The sequence below is a fragment of the Burkholderia sp. ABCPW 11 genome, assembly GCF_001523445.1.
Taxonomy (GTDB): domain Bacteria; phylum Pseudomonadota; class Gammaproteobacteria; order Burkholderiales; family Burkholderiaceae; genus Burkholderia.
This window is the reverse complement of the sequence record NZ_LOVM01000013.1, coordinates 222,029-238,129: the sequence shown is the minus strand read 5'-3', so window position 1 is coordinate 238,129 and position 16,101 is coordinate 222,029. Positions and strand designations below refer to the sequence as shown.

Below are 16,101 nucleotides of genomic sequence, written 5' to 3'. Positions count from 1 at the left end.
ACGCCGATGATAGTGCGGATTCCCGTGTGAAAGTAGGTAATCGTCAGGCTCCTCTCAAGACAGAAACCCCCGCCCGACCAGGCGGGGGTTTTTGCATTTCGGCGCCAAGAAAAAGCACGTGGAGAAGCGCCGTTGTGGCAGGAGTTGGGTGTCGACCGAAGGTGTCGGCTCAAGTCGGAGCCGCCTCCGCGAGATTGGCGCAAATGCACCTCGTCTCTCGGGGTGCCTGCACGCCAGCGTGTTGCTGAAAAACTGTCCTCTTACTTACTTCTCGTTTGTGTGGGCGGTCATCAGATGCGCAACGAGAAATCGCCTTGGCACTTCTCCGTGGCAATCTCCGCCCGGCCTTGCTCAGCACCGGCGCAAACGAGATGTTGCGAGTTCTCCTCATCCGATAATCGATCAGCGTGCGTTGACCACCGGTGTATTTGGCCCATCTTCTACCTCGGTACGCTATGGCTATCGTCTGGCAGCGGGACATGTCTCGCGCTCGCTCTGTCTCCTGCGCGTAGTTGGCAGAACGGGCAGAATGTTGGCGCTCTCAACCCTCTTGTCGCCGCCGCTAATTGTTCGTTCCCCATGGAGCCGCGCGACTGAACTGCGTCAAGAGACGAACGATGTCGCTATCAAGCGCTACTTTTAGTCTATTCGCAGCATTTCACATCGAAATAGCCGTATTGGTACGTGACCCACGCCTGAGTCGGGGCAGGAGGTGCCCCCAGTCGAGGACTGGCTGCGCCGTGTGCGTATAGCGGGCCAAAGAAGATCAAAAGTCGGCGCGGTTCTTCTCGACGGTCATCTGCGGACCGTCTCATCACGCGTAAATTTTCTTGATGAGCGAATAGGCGGCATTGCCTGCGCGGCATCGCGTTTTTCCCATCTGAAGGGCGTGCAGTCTGCGTCGACGCCCAGAGCCAGGCTTGTGTGTGTCGTATTCGGATCGCCGAACGGAGGGCCTCCCACAGCGGAGGGGGCTGTGTTCCGGTCGTGATTCCGGGCCGGCTCGAACATTGCCGGGCAGTGCTCGTCGGATGTCGATGCTCCGGCGCCACATATCGGCTTTCCGACGTTTTCGGGAGTGGGAGGCGTGGTGAGGGTACTCGCGCCGAACCCAGCGCCGGCATTTGCGCCCAGCTGGACGAGGCGGGCACCGTACGAGCGGTTGCGAGGTCGCATGTGCATGTATGTCGACGAGTCGCTGCGGTAAGGCGGTCCGACGATGACGTTGGGCGACTTGCCCGACGAGATGCAGCGGCGCCGACCATCGGAACATTCGACGCGGCGACAAGGCATGGAGAGACCGGAACAGGGAGCTCGTCGTCACCAGGTAGCTGCCATAAGCACATCGAGGCATGCAGAACCGCCTGATGCATCCCGCGAGACGTCGTTGGGCCATCGCACTCCGATCCATCGGTTGTGCCGCGTGCTAGTCGACGCCCATCCAAACCCCCGCAAAGCACCCAGGGCTTCGGTCCCGACCGTTGAGCCGCTCCGAGCGTCTAGCGCGCCTCCGGTGCTCTGCGGAGAAGCGGTGAGTCACGCTGCCGTCGGATCACCTGATCGGTATCACGAGCGGCACCAAGAGTTTGCCGAAGCCGTGGAATGTACCGTTGCGACCACAAAGGAATGCCGTTCAGGAGCAAGCGGGCACACGGGAAGGTAGGCCGGCGATTCCTGCAGGAATCGCCGTCGAACCTCTCAGGAACCACCGGTGCCGGCTCGCCAAGTCGGCCCGGCACGAAATTTGCCGAAATTTTGTACGTACCGCTTGGCATTGCGCGAAAGAGGCCGTATGATGGCGGTCTTTCGTTTTTAGCGCAGATGTAGATCGGCGTTGAAGACGGAGTCTGACGAAGATGTGGTGCCGATCGGCAACATCTCGCGCTTGCCTTAGCCGGGCGAGGGCGGGGATCGGAGGGAAGCGGAAGTCGGGAAGAGAATGAAAATAATCTTCCGGATGTGCTTGACAGGAGTGCGATGCACCCCCATAATCGTCAGTTCTCTACGGAGGGGTGCCCGAGTGGCTAAAGGGGGCAGACTGTAAATCTGTTGGCTTACGCCTACGTTGGTTCGAATCCAACCTCCTCCACCAAGATATCAGCGCAGTGAGCGGCAAGGAATCGTTAGTGGCCCGTGCGGGTGTAGCTCAATGGTAGAGCAGAAGCCTTCCAAGCTTACGACGAGGGTTCGATTCCCTTCACCCGCTCCAGACCGCTAAGTTGAAGCGTAGCGCCCATGTGGCTCAGTGGTAGAGCACTCCCTTGGTAAGGGAGAGGTCGGCAGTTCGATCCTGCCCATGGGCACCAGCAGTAAAAAGTCAGTGTCTTGTTTGCGCGCGGCGCAACCTGTGAAATTCCTTTTGGGAGTTGAAAATGGCCAAGGAAAAGTTTGAGCGGACCAAGCCGCACGTGAACGTTGGTACGATTGGTCACGTTGACCACGGCAAGACGACGCTGACGGCAGCGATCACGACGGTTCTGACGAAGAAGTTCGGCGGCGAAGCGAAGGCGTACGACCAGATCGACGCGGCACCGGAAGAAAAGGCGCGCGGCATCACGATCAACACGGCGCACGTCGAGTACGAAACGGCTAACCGCCACTACGCACACGTCGACTGCCCGGGCCACGCTGACTATGTGAAGAACATGATCACGGGTGCGGCGCAGATGGACGGCGCGATCCTGGTTTGCTCGGCAGCAGACGGCCCGATGCCGCAAACGCGCGAGCACATCCTGCTGGCACGTCAGGTTGGCGTTCCGTACATCATCGTGTTCCTGAACAAGTGCGACATGGTGGACGACGCTGAACTGCTCGAGCTGGTCGAGATGGAAGTTCGCGAACTCCTGTCGAAGTACGACTTCCCGGGCGACGACACGCCGATCGTGAAGGGTTCGGCGAAGCTGGCGCTGGAAGGCGACACGGGCGAGCTGGGCGAAGTGGCGATCATGAACCTGGCAGACGCACTGGACACGTACATCCCGACGCCGGAGCGTGCGGTTGACGGCGCGTTCCTGATGCCGGTGGAAGACGTGTTCTCGATCTCGGGCCGCGGTACGGTGGTGACGGGTCGTGTCGAGCGCGGCATCATCAAGGTCGGCGAAGAAATCGAAATCGTCGGTATCAAGCCGACGGTGAAGACGACCTGCACGGGCGTTGAAATGTTCCGCAAGCTGCTGGACCAGGGTCAGGCAGGCGACAACGTCGGTATCCTGCTGCGCGGCACGAAGCGTGAAGACGTGGAGCGTGGCCAGGTTCTGGCGAAGCCGGGTTCGATCACGCCGCACACGCACTTCACGGCTGAAGTGTACGTGCTGAGCAAGGACGAAGGCGGCCGTCACACGCCGTTCTTCAACAACTACCGTCCGCAGTTCTACTTCCGTACGACGGACGTGACGGGCTCGATCGAGCTGCCGAAGGACAAGGAAATGGTGATGCCGGGCGACAACGTGTCGATCACGGTGAAGCTGATCGCTCCGATCGCGATGGAAGAAGGTCTGCGCTTCGCAATCCGCGAAGGCGGCCGTACGGTCGGCGCCGGCGTCGTCGCCAAGATCATCGAGTAAGCCAGTTATTCGTTGATCGACAGTTTTGGGGCTGGCGGCAGCCGGCCCCAACATGGTTTAGGGGTATAGCTCAACTGGCAGAGCGTCGGTCTCCAAAACCGAAGGTTGGGGGTTCGATTCCCTCTGCCCCTGCCAAAAATCGCCACGTGTCCTACGTGGCATTTGTTTTAAGGTGTTATGGCGAATCCATCCGTCGAAACTGTAAATACCTCCGGCGATAAGCTGATGCTGGCCCTGGGCGTATTGCTGGTCTTGGCCGGATTCGTGGGCTTCTTCTGGCTGGCCAATCAGCAGTGGTATGTCCGCGGTGCCGCATTGGCGGTAGGTATCATCGCCGGCGTGGCCGTCGGGCTCATGTCCGCCCCTGGCAAGGGTCTCATCGCGTTTGCCAAGGATTCGTACAAGGAAGTCCGGAAGGTCGTATGGCCCACCCGCAAGGAAGCAACGCAAACCACACTCGTCGTGTTCGGTTTCGTGCTCGTGATGGCGATTTTCCTCTGGTTGAGCGACAAATCGATCGAATGGGTGATTTTCTCGGTGATTCTGGGTTGGAAATGATATGAGCGATACTCCGGCATCCCCGAGCGGAAAACGTTGGTACGTCGTGCACGCCTACTCCGGTATGGAGAAGAGCGTGCAACGTGCGCTTCAGGAGCGCATCGAACGTGCTGGCATGCAGGACAAATTCGGTCAGATCCTGGTCCCGACCGAAGAAGTGGTCGAAGTCAAAGGCGGTCACAAGGCAGTGACCGAGCGTCGTTTCTTCCCCGGCTATGTGTTGGTGGAAATGGAAATGACGGACGAAACGTGGCATCTCGTGAAGAACACCGCGAAGGTCACCGGTTTCGTCGGCGGTGCGCGTAACCGCCCGACCCCGATTTCCCCGAAGGAAGTCGAGAAGATCATGTCGCAGATGCAGGAAGGCGTCGAAAAACCGCGCCCGAAGACCCTGTTCGAAGTCGGCGAGATGGTGCGTGTCAAGGAAGGTCCGTTCACGGACTTCAACGGCACCGTCGAAGAAGTCAACTACGAGAAATCGCGCGTGCGTGTGTCGGTCACCATTTTTGGCCGCTCCACCCCCGTCGAACTCGAGTTCGGTCAGGTCGAAAAAGTTTGATCCCGATTCGGTGGGCGGCCTCGGCTGCCCACCTTCGCGCTTACGGCCCGCGTCATGGCCGTTGAGGAGCGTCAGTAGCCAGCGGCGAAAGCGCGTTATCACTCACCGAACGCCTTCCCCGGCGTTCCAATGAGGTTTCAAATGGCAAAGAAGATTATCGGCTTTATCAAGCTGCAGATCCCTGCAGGTAAAGCCAACCCGTCGCCGCCGGTCGGTCCGGCACTGGGCCAGCGCGGCCTGAACATCATGGAGTTCTGCAAGGCGTTCAACGCGCAGACTCAAGGCATGGAGCCGGGTCTGCCGGTGCCGGTGGTCATCACGGCATTCGCTGACAAGAGCTTCACGTTCGTGATGAAGACGCCGCCGGCGACCGTCCTGATCAAGAAGGCGGCGAAGGTGGACAAGGGTTCGAGCAAGCCGCACACCGACAAGGTCGGTTCGATCACGCGCGCTCAAGCCGAAGAAATCGCGAAGACCAAGATGCCGGACCTTACGGCAGCTGATCTGGACGCAGCCGTTCGCACCATCGCTGGTAGCGCACGCTCGATGGGTATCACTGTGGAGGGCGTGTAAATGGCTAAGATCTCCAAGCGCCGTCAGGCATTTGCCGCCAAGGTCGACCGTCAGAAGCTGTATGCGATCGAAGACGCACTGAGCCTCGTGAAGGAATGCGCGAGCGCGAAGTTCGACGAGTCGATCGACGTCGCAGTCCAGCTCGGCATCGATGCGAAGAAGTCGGACCAAGTCGTGCGTGGTTCGGTCGTTCTGCCGGCAGGTACGGGCAAGTCGGTTCGCGTTGCCGTGTTCGCGCAAGGCGAAAAGGCCGAGCAGGCTCGTGCAGCAGGCGCGGAAATCGTCGGTATGGAAGACCTGGCAGAGCAGATCAAGGCTGGCCAGATGGACTTCGACATCGTGATCGCTTCGCCGGACACGATGCGTATCGTCGGTACGCTCGGCCAGATCCTCGGCCCGCGCGGCCTGATGCCGAACCCGAAGGTCGGTACGGTTACGCCGGACGTCGCAACCGCCGTCAAGAACGCGAAGGCTGGTCAGGTGCAATTCCGTGTCGACAAGGCCGGTATCATCCACGCGACCATCGGCCGTGCATCGTTCGAGCCGACCGCGCTGCGTTCGAACCTGTCGGCGCTGATCGACGCGCTGCAGAAGGCAAAGCCGGCAACGAGCAAGGGCGTGTACCTGCGCAAGATCGCACTGTCGAGCACGATGGGCGTCGGCGTGCGTGTCGACCAGGCTACGCTGGCAGCGCAGTAAGCAAGTATTCGGGCCGCTTCGTTCGCGAGGCGGCCTACATGGGCTTTGGGCGGTTGTTCGTGCAGCAGGGCGGACAACCGGTTATCAAAGACCGTTGGTGGGGCGCAGCAGTCAGGTGATCCCTTAATTCAAGCCAACGCAGATGGCGAACCCGAAAAAGTTTTGCAGTGGTGAAGCCGCAGGCCGCGAAGCGATTCGCGGCGTGAGGTGGAAATACTCCTAACGAGGTCGGACGCCGTTGTTGAACGAGGTACGTGAGGTTTCGACCATGCCGGTCGCGCCCAACGTATCGTTTCTGGAGGCTAACCGTGCCGCTTAATAGAGAAGACAAGCAAGCCGTCGTCGCTGAGGTTTCCGCGCAAGTCGCGAAGGCCCAGACCGTTGTGCTGGCTGAGTATCGTGGAATTGCGGTTGGCGATCTGACCAAGCTGCGCGCGCAAGCGCGTGAGAAGCAGGTGTACCTGCGCGTGTTGAAGAACACGCTGGCGCGTCGCGCTGTCGAAGGTACGCCGTTTGCTCCGCTGGCAGAGCAGATGACTGGTCCGCTGATCTACGGCATCTCGGAAGATGCAATTGCCGCTGCTAAGGTCGTCAACGACTTCAGCAAGAGCAATGACAAGTTGGTCATCAAGGCTGGTTCGTTCGATGGCAAGGTGATGGACAAGGCTGGCGTGCAAGCGCTGGCAAGCATCCCGAGCCGCGAAGAACTGCTCTCGAAGCTGCTGTTCGTTATGCAATCGCCTGTTTCGGGCTTCGCGCGTGCTCTGGCCGCGCTGGCCGAGAAGAAGCAAGCAGAAGCTGCGTAAGCGAACGTGCATCAGCGTTACTGATCGCTGGCTGTATCCGAATTCAATTTAGGAGTATTTCAAATGGCAATCGCAAAAGAAGACATCCTGGCAGCAGTCGAAGGGATGACCGTTCTGGAACTGAACGAACTGGTCAAGGCGTTCGAAGAGAAGTTTGGCGTGTCGGCAGCTGCAGTGGCAGTCGCTGGCCCGGCAGGCGGCGGCGCAGCTGCTGCAGCAGAAGAGAAGACCGAATTCACGGTCGTCCTGGCTGAAGCCGGCGCCAACAAGGTTTCGGTCATCAAGGCCGTTCGCGAACTGACGGGCCTGGGCCTGAAGGAAGCGAAGGACCTGGTTGACGGTGCACCGAAGCCCATCAAGGAAGGCGTCGACAAGGCTGCTGCTGAAGAAGCCAAGAAGAAGCTGGAAGAAGCTGGCGCGAAGGTCGAAGTCAAGTAAGTTTCGGCGCGCTGTGCGAAGGCTGGCGGTATTTTCACCGCCGGCCTTTTTGTGCTTTGTGGGGACGTTATTCTGGCACTCATTCGGGAGCCCGAATAATCGGCCCCAGAAGCCAAAGAAAACCGCCTGATCGTTGTGATCGTTGTGACGCATCACACGCGATTGGCGGTTCTCTTTGTCTTCTGAAGCGACTGCAGAAGGCAAGTTTGGTCGGGTAGCGGGCAACACAGGCATCCGCTGCCGTCAGCCAGCGGTTGGTAGCGGCCAACCACCAAGCTTCTCGGCTCGTTCAAGCCGTCGAACGGCCATCGGGTCTCAGTCGGTGAACACTCGGGTTTGAAACGTCCAGGTATTCCGCCTCGATAGCACCCGCCGTGATTCGGAGATCGTATGCAATATTCCTTCACCGAGAAGAAGCGCATTCGCAAGAGTTTCGCGAAGCGCCCCATCGTTCACCAAGTTCCGTTCTTGCTGGCTACTCAGCTTGAATCATTCAGCACGTTTCTGCAAGCCGATGTGCCGGCGACGCAACGCAAGCCTGAAGGTTTGCAGGCCGCGTTCACATCGGTATTTCCCATTGTTTCGCACAACGGTTTCGCGCGCCTCGAGTTCGTGAGCTATGCGCTGTCCTCGCCGGCATTCAACATCAAGGAATGCCAGCAGCGTGGCCTGACGTACTGCTCCGCGCTGCGCGCGAAGGTCCGCCTCGTCATCCTCGACAAGGAATCGCCGAACAAGCCGGTCGTCAAGGAAGTGAAGGAGCAGGAAGTGTACATGGGCGAAATTCCGCTCATGACGCCGACGGGCTCGTTCGTCATCAACGGCACCGAGCGTGTCATCGTCTCGCAGCTGCACCGTTCGCCGGGCGTATTCTTCGAACACGACAAGGGCAAGACGCACAGCTCGGGCAAGCTGCTGTTCTCGGCACGGATCATTCCGTACCGCGGCTCGTGGCTCGACTTCGAATTCGATCCGAAGGACATCCTGTACTTCCGCGTCGACCGTCGCCGCAAGATGCCGGTGACGATCCTGCTGAAGGCCATCGGCCTGACGCCGGAACAGATCCTCGCGAACTTCTTCGTGTTCGACAACTTCACGCTGATGGACGAAGGCGCGCAACTCGAGTTCGTGCCCGAGCGCCTGCGTGGTGAAGTCGCGCGTTTCGACATCACGGATCGCGACGGCAAGGTCATCGTCCAGAAGGACAAGCGGATCAACGCGAAGCACATTCGCGACCTCGAAGCCGCGAAGACCAAGTTCATCTCGGTGCCGGAAGACTATCTGCTCGGCCGCGTGCTGGCGAAGAACGTCGTCGACGGCGACACCGGCGAAGTGATCGCGAGCGCGAACGACGAAGTCACGGAAAGCGTGCTCGAGAAGCTGCGCGAAGCGGGTATCAAGGACATCCAGACGCTCTACACGAACGATCTGGATCAGGGTCCGTACATCTCGTCGACGCTGCGTGTCGACGAAACGACCGACAAGACGGCCGCGCGCATCGCGATCTACCGCATGATGCGTCCGGGCGAGCCGCCGACCGAAGAAGCGGTCGAGGCGCTGTTCAACCGCCTGTTCTACAGCGAAGAAGCGTACGACCTGTCGAAGGTCGGCCGCATGAAGTTCAACCGCCGCGTCGGCCGTGACGAGATCGTCGGCCCGATGACGCTGCAGGACGACGACATTCTCGCGACGATCAAGATTCTCGTCGAGCTGCGTAACGGCAAGGGCGAAGTGGACGACATCGACCACCTCGGCAACCGTCGCGTGCGTTGCGTCGGCGAACTGGCGGAAAACCAGTTCCGCGCGGGCCTCGTGCGTGTCGAGCGCGCGGTCAAGGAACGCCTCGGCCAGGCCGAAAGCGAAAACCTGATGCCGCACGACCTGATCAACTCGAAGCCGATTTCGTCGGCGATCCGCGAGTTCTTCGGTTCGTCGCAGCTGTCGCAGTTCATGGACCAGACCAACCCGCTGTCGGAAATCACGCACAAGCGCCGTGTTTCCGCACTGGGCCCGGGCGGTCTGACGCGCGAACGCGCAGGCTTCGAAGTCCGCGACGTGCACCCGACCCACTACGGCCGCGTGTGCCCGATCGAAACGCCGGAAGGTCCGAACATCGGCCTGATCAACTCGCTCGCGCTGTACGCGCACCTGAACGAGTACGGCTTCCTCGAAACGCCGTACCGCAAGGTCGTGGACGGCAAGGTGACCGACCAGATCGACTACCTGTCGGCGATCGAGGAAGGCCGCTACATGATCGCTCAGGCGAACGCCGCGATCGACGAGGACGGCCGACTGATCGACGAACTCGTGTCGTCGCGTGAAGCTGGCGAAACGATGATGGTCACGCCGGACCGCATCCAGTACATGGACGTCGCGCCGTCGCAGATCGTGTCGGTCGCAGCGTCGCTGATTCCGTTCCTCGAACACGACGACGCGAACCGTGCACTGATGGGTTCGAACATGCAGCGTCAGGCGGTGCCGTGTCTGCGTCCGGAAAAGCCGGTCGTCGGGACGGGCATCGAGCGCACCTGCGCGGTCGACTCGGGTACGACGGTCCAGGCGTTCCGCGGCGGCGTCGTCGACTACGTCGATGCAGGCCGTATCGTGATTCGCGTGAACGACGACGAAGCGGTCGCGGGTGAAGTCGGTGTCGACATCTACAACCTGATCAAGTACACGCGTTCGAACCAGAACACGAACATCAACCAGCGTCCGATCGTGAAGATGGGCGACAAGGTCTCGCGCGGCGACGTGCTGGCCGACGGCGCCTCGACGGACCTGGGCGAGCTCGCGCTCGGCCAGAACATGCTGATCGCGTTCATGCCGTGGAACGGCTACAACTTCGAGGATTCGATCCTGATCTCGGAGAAGGTGGTCGCGGACGATCGCTACACGTCGATCCACATCGAAGAGCTGAACGTCGTTGCACGCGACACGAAGCTCGGGCCGGAAGAAATCACGCGCGACATCTCGAACCTGGCGGAAGTCCAGCTCGGCCGTCTCGACGAATCGGGCATCGTGTACATCGGTGCCGAAGTCGAAGCGGGCGACGTGCTGGTCGGCAAGGTCACGCCGAAGGGCGAGACCCAGCTGACGCCGGAAGAGAAGCTGCTGCGCGCGATCTTCGGCGAGAAGGCTTCGGACGTGAAGGACACGTCGCTGCGCGTGCCGTCGGGCATGAGCGGCACCGTGATCGACGTCCAGGTGTTCACGCGCGAAGGCATTCAGCGCGACAAGCGTGCGCAACAGATCATCGACGACGAACTGAAGCGTTACCGCCTCGACCTGAACGACCAGCTGCGCATCGTGGAAGGCGACGCGTTCCAGCGTCTCGCGCGCATGCTCGTGGGCAAGGTCGCGAACGGCGGTCCGAAGAAGCTCGCGAAGGGCACGAAGATCGACCAGGCTTACCTGGAAGACCTCGACCACTACCACTGGTTCGACATCCGCCTCGCGGACGACGAAGCAGCGGCACAGCTCGAAGCGATCAAGAACTCGATCGAGGAAAAGCGTCACCAGTTCGACCTCGCGTTCGAAGAGAAGCGCAAGAAGCTCACGCAAGGCGACGAACTGCCGCCGGGCGTGCTGAAGATGGTCAAGGTGTACCTGGCGGTGAAGCGCCGTCTGCAGCCTGGCGACAAGATGGCGGGCCGTCACGGTAACAAGGGTGTCGTGTCGAAGATCGTCCCGATCGAAGACATGCCATACATGGCCGATGGCCGTCCGGCAGACGTCGTGCTGAACCCGCTCGGCGTGCCGTCGCGGATGAACGTGGGTCAGGTTCTGGAAGTGCACCTCGGCTGGGCCGCGAAGGGCCTCGGCTGGCGTATCGGCGAAATGCTGCAGCGTCAGGCGAAGATCGAGGAACTGCGCGCGTTCCTGACGAAGATCTACAACGAGTCAGGCCGCCAGGAAGATCTGGAAAGCTTCACCGACGACGAGATCCTCGAACTCGCGAAGAACCTGCGCGAAGGCGTGCCGTTCGCAACGCCGGTGTTCGACGGTGCGACCGAGGAAGAAATGGGCAAGATGCTCGACCTCGCGTTCCCGGACGACATCGCCGAACAGCTCGGCATGAATCCGTCGAAGAACCAGGTCCGCCTGTACGACGGCCGCACGGGTGAAATGTTCGAACGTCGCGTGACGCTCGGCTACATGCACTACCTGAAGCTGCACCACCTGGTCGACGACAAGATGCACGCGCGTTCGACGGGCCCGTATTCGCTCGTCACGCAGCAGCCGCTGGGCGGTAAGGCGCAGTTCGGTGGCCAGCGTTTCGGTGAAATGGAAGTGTGGGCACTCGAAGCGTACGGCGCGTCCTACGTGCTGCAGGAAATGCTGACGGTGAAGTCGGACGACGTGACCGGCCGGACGAAGGTGTACGAAAACCTCGTCAAGGGCGATCACGTGATCGATGCAGGCATGCCGGAATCCTTCAACGTGCTCGTGAAGGAAATCCGCTCGCTCGGTATCGATATCGATCTCGACCGCAATTAATCGGACTACGGAGAGAAAGCAATGAAAGCTCTGCTCGATCTATTCAAGCAAGTCCAACAGGAAGAAGTTTTCGACGCGATCAAGATCGGTCTGGCCTCGCCCGACAAGATCCGTTCGTGGTCGTTCGGCGAAGTGAAGAAGCCGGAGACCATCAACTACCGTACGTTCAAGCCGGAACGCGATGGTCTGTTCTGCGCGAAGATCTTCGGGCCGATCAAGGACTACGAGTGCCTGTGCGGCAAGTACAAGCGCCTGAAGCACCGCGGCGTGATCTGCGAGAAGTGCGGCGTCGAAGTGACGCTGGCGAAGGTGCGTCGCGAACGGATGGGCCACATCGAGCTGGCCTCGCCGGTCGCGCACATCTGGTTCCTGAAGTCGCTGCCGTCGCGTCTGGGCATGGTGCTCGACATGACGCTGCGCGACATCGAACGCGTGCTGTACTTCGAAGCGTACGTGGTGATCGAACCGGGCATGACGCCGCTGAAGGCGCGGCAGATCATGACCGAAGAGGATTACTACAACAAGGTCGAGGAATACGGCGACGAATTCCGTGCCGAGATGGGCGCGGAAGGCGTGCGTGAACTGCTGCGCGCGATCAACATCGACGAGCAGGTCGAGACGCTGCGCACCGAGCTGAAGAACACCGGCTCGGAAGCGAAGATCAAGAAGTACGCGAAGCGCCTGAAGGTCCTCGAGGCATTCCAGCGCTCGGGCATCAAGCCCGAGTGGATGATCCTCGAAGTGCTGCCGGTGCTGCCGCCGGAACTGCGTCCGCTCGTGCCGCTGGACGGCGGCCGTTTCGCGACGTCGGACCTGAACGACCTGTATCGCCGCGTGATCAACCGTAACAACCGGTTGAAGCGCCTGCTCGAGCTGAAGGCCCCTGAAATCATCGTCCGCAACGAAAAGCGGATGCTGCAGGAAGCCGTCGACTCGCTGCTCGACAACGGTCGTCGCGGCAAGGCGATGACGGGCGCGAACAAGCGTCCGCTGAAGTCGCTCGCCGACATGATCAAGGGCAAGGGCGGCCGTTTCCGTCAGAACCTGCTGGGCAAGCGCGTCGACTACTCGGGCCGTTCGGTCATCGTGGTCGGCCCGACGCTGAAGCTGCACCAGTGCGGTCTGCCGAAGCTGATGGCGCTCGAACTGTTCAAGCCGTTCATCTTCAACAAGCTGGAAGTGATGGGCGTCGCGACGACCATCAAGGCTGCGAAGAAGGAAGTCGAGAACCAGACGCCGGTGGTGTGGGACATCCTCGAAGAGGTGATCCGCGAGCATCCGGTGATGCTGAACCGTGCGCCGACGCTGCACCGCCTCGGTATCCAGGCGTTCGAGCCGGTGCTGATCGAAGGCAAGGCAATCCAGCTGCACCCGCTCGTCTGCGCGGCGTTCAACGCCGACTTCGACGGTGACCAGATGGCCGTTCACGTGCCGCTGTCGCTCGAAGCGCAGATGGAAGCGCGCACGCTGATGCTCGCGTCGAACAACGTGCTGTTCCCGGCCAACGGCGATCCGTCGATCGTGCCGTCGCAGGATATCGTGCTGGGTCTGTACTACGCGACCCGCGAAGCGATCAACGGCAAGGGCGAAGGCCTGTCGTTTACGGGCGTGTCGGAAGTCATCCGCGCGTACGAGAACAAGGAAGTCGAGCTGGCCTCGCGCGTCAACGTCCGGATCACCGAAATGGTCCGCAACGAGGACACGTCGGAAGGCGCGCCGGAGTTCGTGCCGAAGATCACGCTGTACGCGACGACCGTCGGTCGCGCGATCCTGTCGGAGATCCTGCCGCACGGCCTGCCGTTCTCGGTGCTGAACAAGCCGCTGAAGAAGAAGGAAATCTCGCGCCTGATCAACACGGCGTTCCGCAAGTGCGGTCTGCGTGCGACGGTGGTGTTCGCCGACCAGCTGATGCAATCGGGTTTCCGTCTCGCGACGCGCGCCGGCATCTCGATCTGCGTGGACGACATGCTCGTGCCGCCGCAGAAGGAAACGATCGTCGGCGACGCCGCGAAGAAGGTGAAGGAATACGACCGCCAGTACATGTCGGGTCTCGTCACCGCGCAGGAACGCTACAACAACGTGGTCGACATCTGGTCGGCAACGTCGGAAGCGGTCGGCAAGGCGATGATGGAGCAGCTGTCGACGGAGCCGGTGATCGATCGCGACGGCAACGAGACGCGCCAGGAGTCGTTCAACTCGATCTACATGATGGCCGACTCGGGCGCCCGGGGTTCGGCGGTTCAGATTCGTCAGCTGGCCGGTATGCGTGGCCTGATGGCGAAGCCGGACGGCTCGATTATCGAGACGCCGATTACCGCGAACTTCCGCGAAGGTCTGAACGTGTTGCAGTACTTCATCTCGACCCACGGTGCACGTAAGGGTCTGGCTGATACGGCACTGAAGACCGCGAACTCGGGTTACCTGACGCGTCGTCTCGTCGACGTCACGCAGGACCTGGTGGTGGTCGAGGACGATTGCGGCACGTCGAATGGCGTGGCGATGAAGGCGCTCGTCGAAGGCGGTGAAGTCGTCGAAGCGCTGCGCGACCGTATCCTCGGCCGCGTCGCGGTTGCGGACGTCGTGAATCCGGAAACGCAGGAAACGCTGTACGAATCGGGCACGCTGCTCGACGAAACGGCGGTCGAGGAAATCGAACGCCTCGGCATCGACGAAGTGCGCGTGCGCACGCCGCTGACCTGCGAAACGCGTTACGGCCTGTGCGCATCCTGCTACGGCCGCGACCTCGGCCGCGGCTCGCTGGTGAACGTCGGCGAAGCAGTCGGCGTGATCGCGGCGCAGTCGATCGGCGAACCGGGCACGCAGCTGACGATGCGTACGTTCCACATCGGTGGTGCGGCATCGCGTGCGGCCGTGGCTTCGTCGGTCGAAGCGAAGAGCAACGGTATCGTCCGCTTCACGGCGACGATGCGCTACGTCACGAACGCGAAGGGCGAGCAGATCGTCATTTCCCGTTCGGGCGAAGCGATGATCACCGACGACTTCGGTCGCGAGCGCGAGCGTCACAAAGTGCCGTACGGCGCGACGCTGCTGCAACTCGACGGCGCGACCATCAAGGCCGGCACGCAGCTCGCCACGTGGGATCCGCTGACGCGTCCGATCATCACCGAGTACGGTGGTACGGTGAAGTTCGAGAACGTCGAGGAAGGCGTGACCGTCGCGAAGCAGATCGACGACGTGACCGGCCTGTCGACGCTGGTCGTGATCGACGTGAAGCGCCGCGGTTCGCAGGCTTCGAAGAGCGTGCGTCCGCAGGTGAAGCTGCTCGACGCGAACGGCGAAGAAGTGAAGATTCCGGGCACGGAGCACGCGGTGCAGATCGGCTTCCAGGTCGGCGCACTGATCACCGTGAAGGATGGCCAGCAGGTGCAGGTCGGTGAAGTGCTCGCACGTATCCCGACCGAAGCGCAGAAGACGCGTGACATTACCGGCGGTCTGCCGCGGGTGGCGGAACTGTTCGAAGCGCGTTCGCCGAAGGATGCCGGCATTCTCGCGGAGGTCACCGGTACGACGTCGTTCGGTAAGGACACGAAGGGCAAGCAGCGTCTCGTCATCACGGATCTCGAGGGCAACCAGCACGAGTTCCTGATCGCGAAGGAAAAGCAGGTTCTGGTTCACGATGCCCAGGTCGTCAACAAGGGCGAAATGATCGTGGACGGTCCGGCCGATCCGCACGACATCCTGCGTCTGCAGGGTATCGAGGCGCTGTCGCGCTACATCGTCGACGAAGTGCAGGACGTGTACCGTCTGCAGGGCGTGAAGATCAACGACAAGCACATCGAGGTGATCGTTCGCCAGATGCTGCGTCGTGTGCAGATCACCGACAACGGCGATACGCGCTTCATCCCGGGCGAACAGGTCGAGCGTTCCGACATGCTGGACGAGAACGATCGCATGATCGCCGAGGGCAAGCGTCCGGCTTCGTACGACAACGTGCTGCTCGGTATCACGAAGGCGTCGCTGTCGACCGACTCGTTCATCTCCGCGGCATCGTTCCAGGAAACGACCCGCGTGCTGACCGAAGCGGCGATCATGGGCAAGCGCGACGATCTGCGCGGCCTGAAGGAAAACGTGATCGTCGGCCGTCTGATTCCGGCCGGTACGGGTCTCGCGTTCCACAAGGCACGCAAGGCGAAGGAATCGTCGGATCGCGAGCGTTTCGACCAGATCGCAGCGGAAGAGGCATTCGACTTCGGCACGCCGAGCGCGCCGGCGGAAGAGCCGCAACACCCGGCAGCCGAGTAAGCGCGGGGCGGCGCAAGCCGCCTTGCCTTGCTATCATCGCTGTCACCGAAACCGCCCGGTTCTGCCGGGCGGTTTTTTTTCATCCTTCGTTCACGTGCATCACGGGCCGGCACAGCGCCGGCGCATGCGTCGCGATCGCGTCCGG

At 61.2% G+C, this 16,101-nt stretch carries 9 protein-coding genes and 4 tRNA genes; all 13 read left to right on the top strand.

Features of this window, described 5'->3' with window-relative positions; all coding sequences use genetic code 11:
* The first annotated feature begins 2,006 nt into the window (after window positions 1–2,006).
* A tRNA-Tyr gene (locus WS61_RS06850) sits at window positions 2,007–2,092 on the top strand.
* Between the two features lie 43 nt (window positions 2,093–2,135).
* Window positions 2,136–2,209 (top strand) — tRNA-Gly (locus tag WS61_RS06845).
* Between the two features lie 22 nt (window positions 2,210–2,231).
* A tRNA-Thr gene (locus WS61_RS06840) sits at window positions 2,232–2,306 on the top strand.
* Window positions 2,307–2,372: 66 nt separating this feature from the next.
* Window positions 2,373–3,563, top strand: coding sequence for an elongation factor Tu (gene tuf, locus WS61_RS06835; RefSeq protein WP_034209732.1), 1,191 nt, complete (start codon window positions 2,373–2,375; stop codon window positions 3,561–3,563).
* Between the two features lie 59 nt (window positions 3,564–3,622).
* A tRNA-Trp gene (locus WS61_RS06830) sits at window positions 3,623–3,698 on the top strand.
* A 42-nt stretch (window positions 3,699–3,740) separates the two neighbouring features.
* A complete protein-coding gene (secE, locus tag WS61_RS06825; protein WP_059499776.1) occupies window positions 3,741–4,121 on the top strand; it encodes a preprotein translocase subunit SecE in 381 nt (126 codons plus the stop codon).
* A 1-nt stretch (window position 4,122) separates the two neighbouring features.
* On the top strand, window positions 4,123–4,680 hold the full coding sequence (gene nusG, locus WS61_RS06820; RefSeq protein ID WP_006400672.1) for a transcription termination/antitermination protein NusG: 558 nt from the start codon (window positions 4,123–4,125) through the stop codon (window positions 4,678–4,680).
* Window positions 4,681–4,821: 141 nt separating this feature from the next.
* Window positions 4,822–5,253 carry a 50S ribosomal protein L11 gene (gene rplK, locus WS61_RS06815; protein ID WP_006477201.1) on the top strand — a complete coding sequence of 144 codons (432 nt, stop codon included), beginning with the start codon at window positions 4,822–4,824 and terminating at the stop codon, window positions 5,251–5,253.
* Entirely contained in the window at window positions 5,254–5,952 is a 699-nt protein-coding gene (rplA, locus tag WS61_RS06810) for a 50S ribosomal protein L1 (RefSeq protein ID WP_034209724.1), read from the top strand. It abuts the gene before it with no gap.
* Window positions 5,953–6,260: 308 nt separating this feature from the next.
* Entirely contained in the window at window positions 6,261–6,758 is a 498-nt protein-coding gene (gene rplJ / locus WS61_RS06805; RefSeq protein ID WP_059499775.1) for a 50S ribosomal protein L10, read from the top strand.
* A 63-nt stretch (window positions 6,759–6,821) separates the two neighbouring features.
* On the top strand, window positions 6,822–7,196 hold the full coding sequence (rplL, locus tag WS61_RS06800) for a 50S ribosomal protein L7/L12 (protein WP_006482911.1): 375 nt from the start codon (window positions 6,822–6,824) through the stop codon (window positions 7,194–7,196).
* A gap of 390 nt (window positions 7,197–7,586) precedes the next feature.
* Complete coding sequence (rpoB, locus tag WS61_RS06795; protein WP_034209726.1) at window positions 7,587–11,693, top strand: DNA-directed RNA polymerase subunit beta; 4,107 nt, start codon at window positions 7,587–7,589, stop codon at window positions 11,691–11,693.
* Between the two features lie 21 nt (window positions 11,694–11,714).
* The gene (gene rpoC, locus WS61_RS06790) at window positions 11,715–15,956 is read left to right on the top strand and encodes a DNA-directed RNA polymerase subunit beta' (protein ID WP_059499774.1); all 4,242 of its coding nucleotides are present in this window, start codon (window positions 11,715–11,717) and stop codon (window positions 15,954–15,956) included.
* Window positions 15,957–16,101 lie beyond the last annotated feature (145 nt).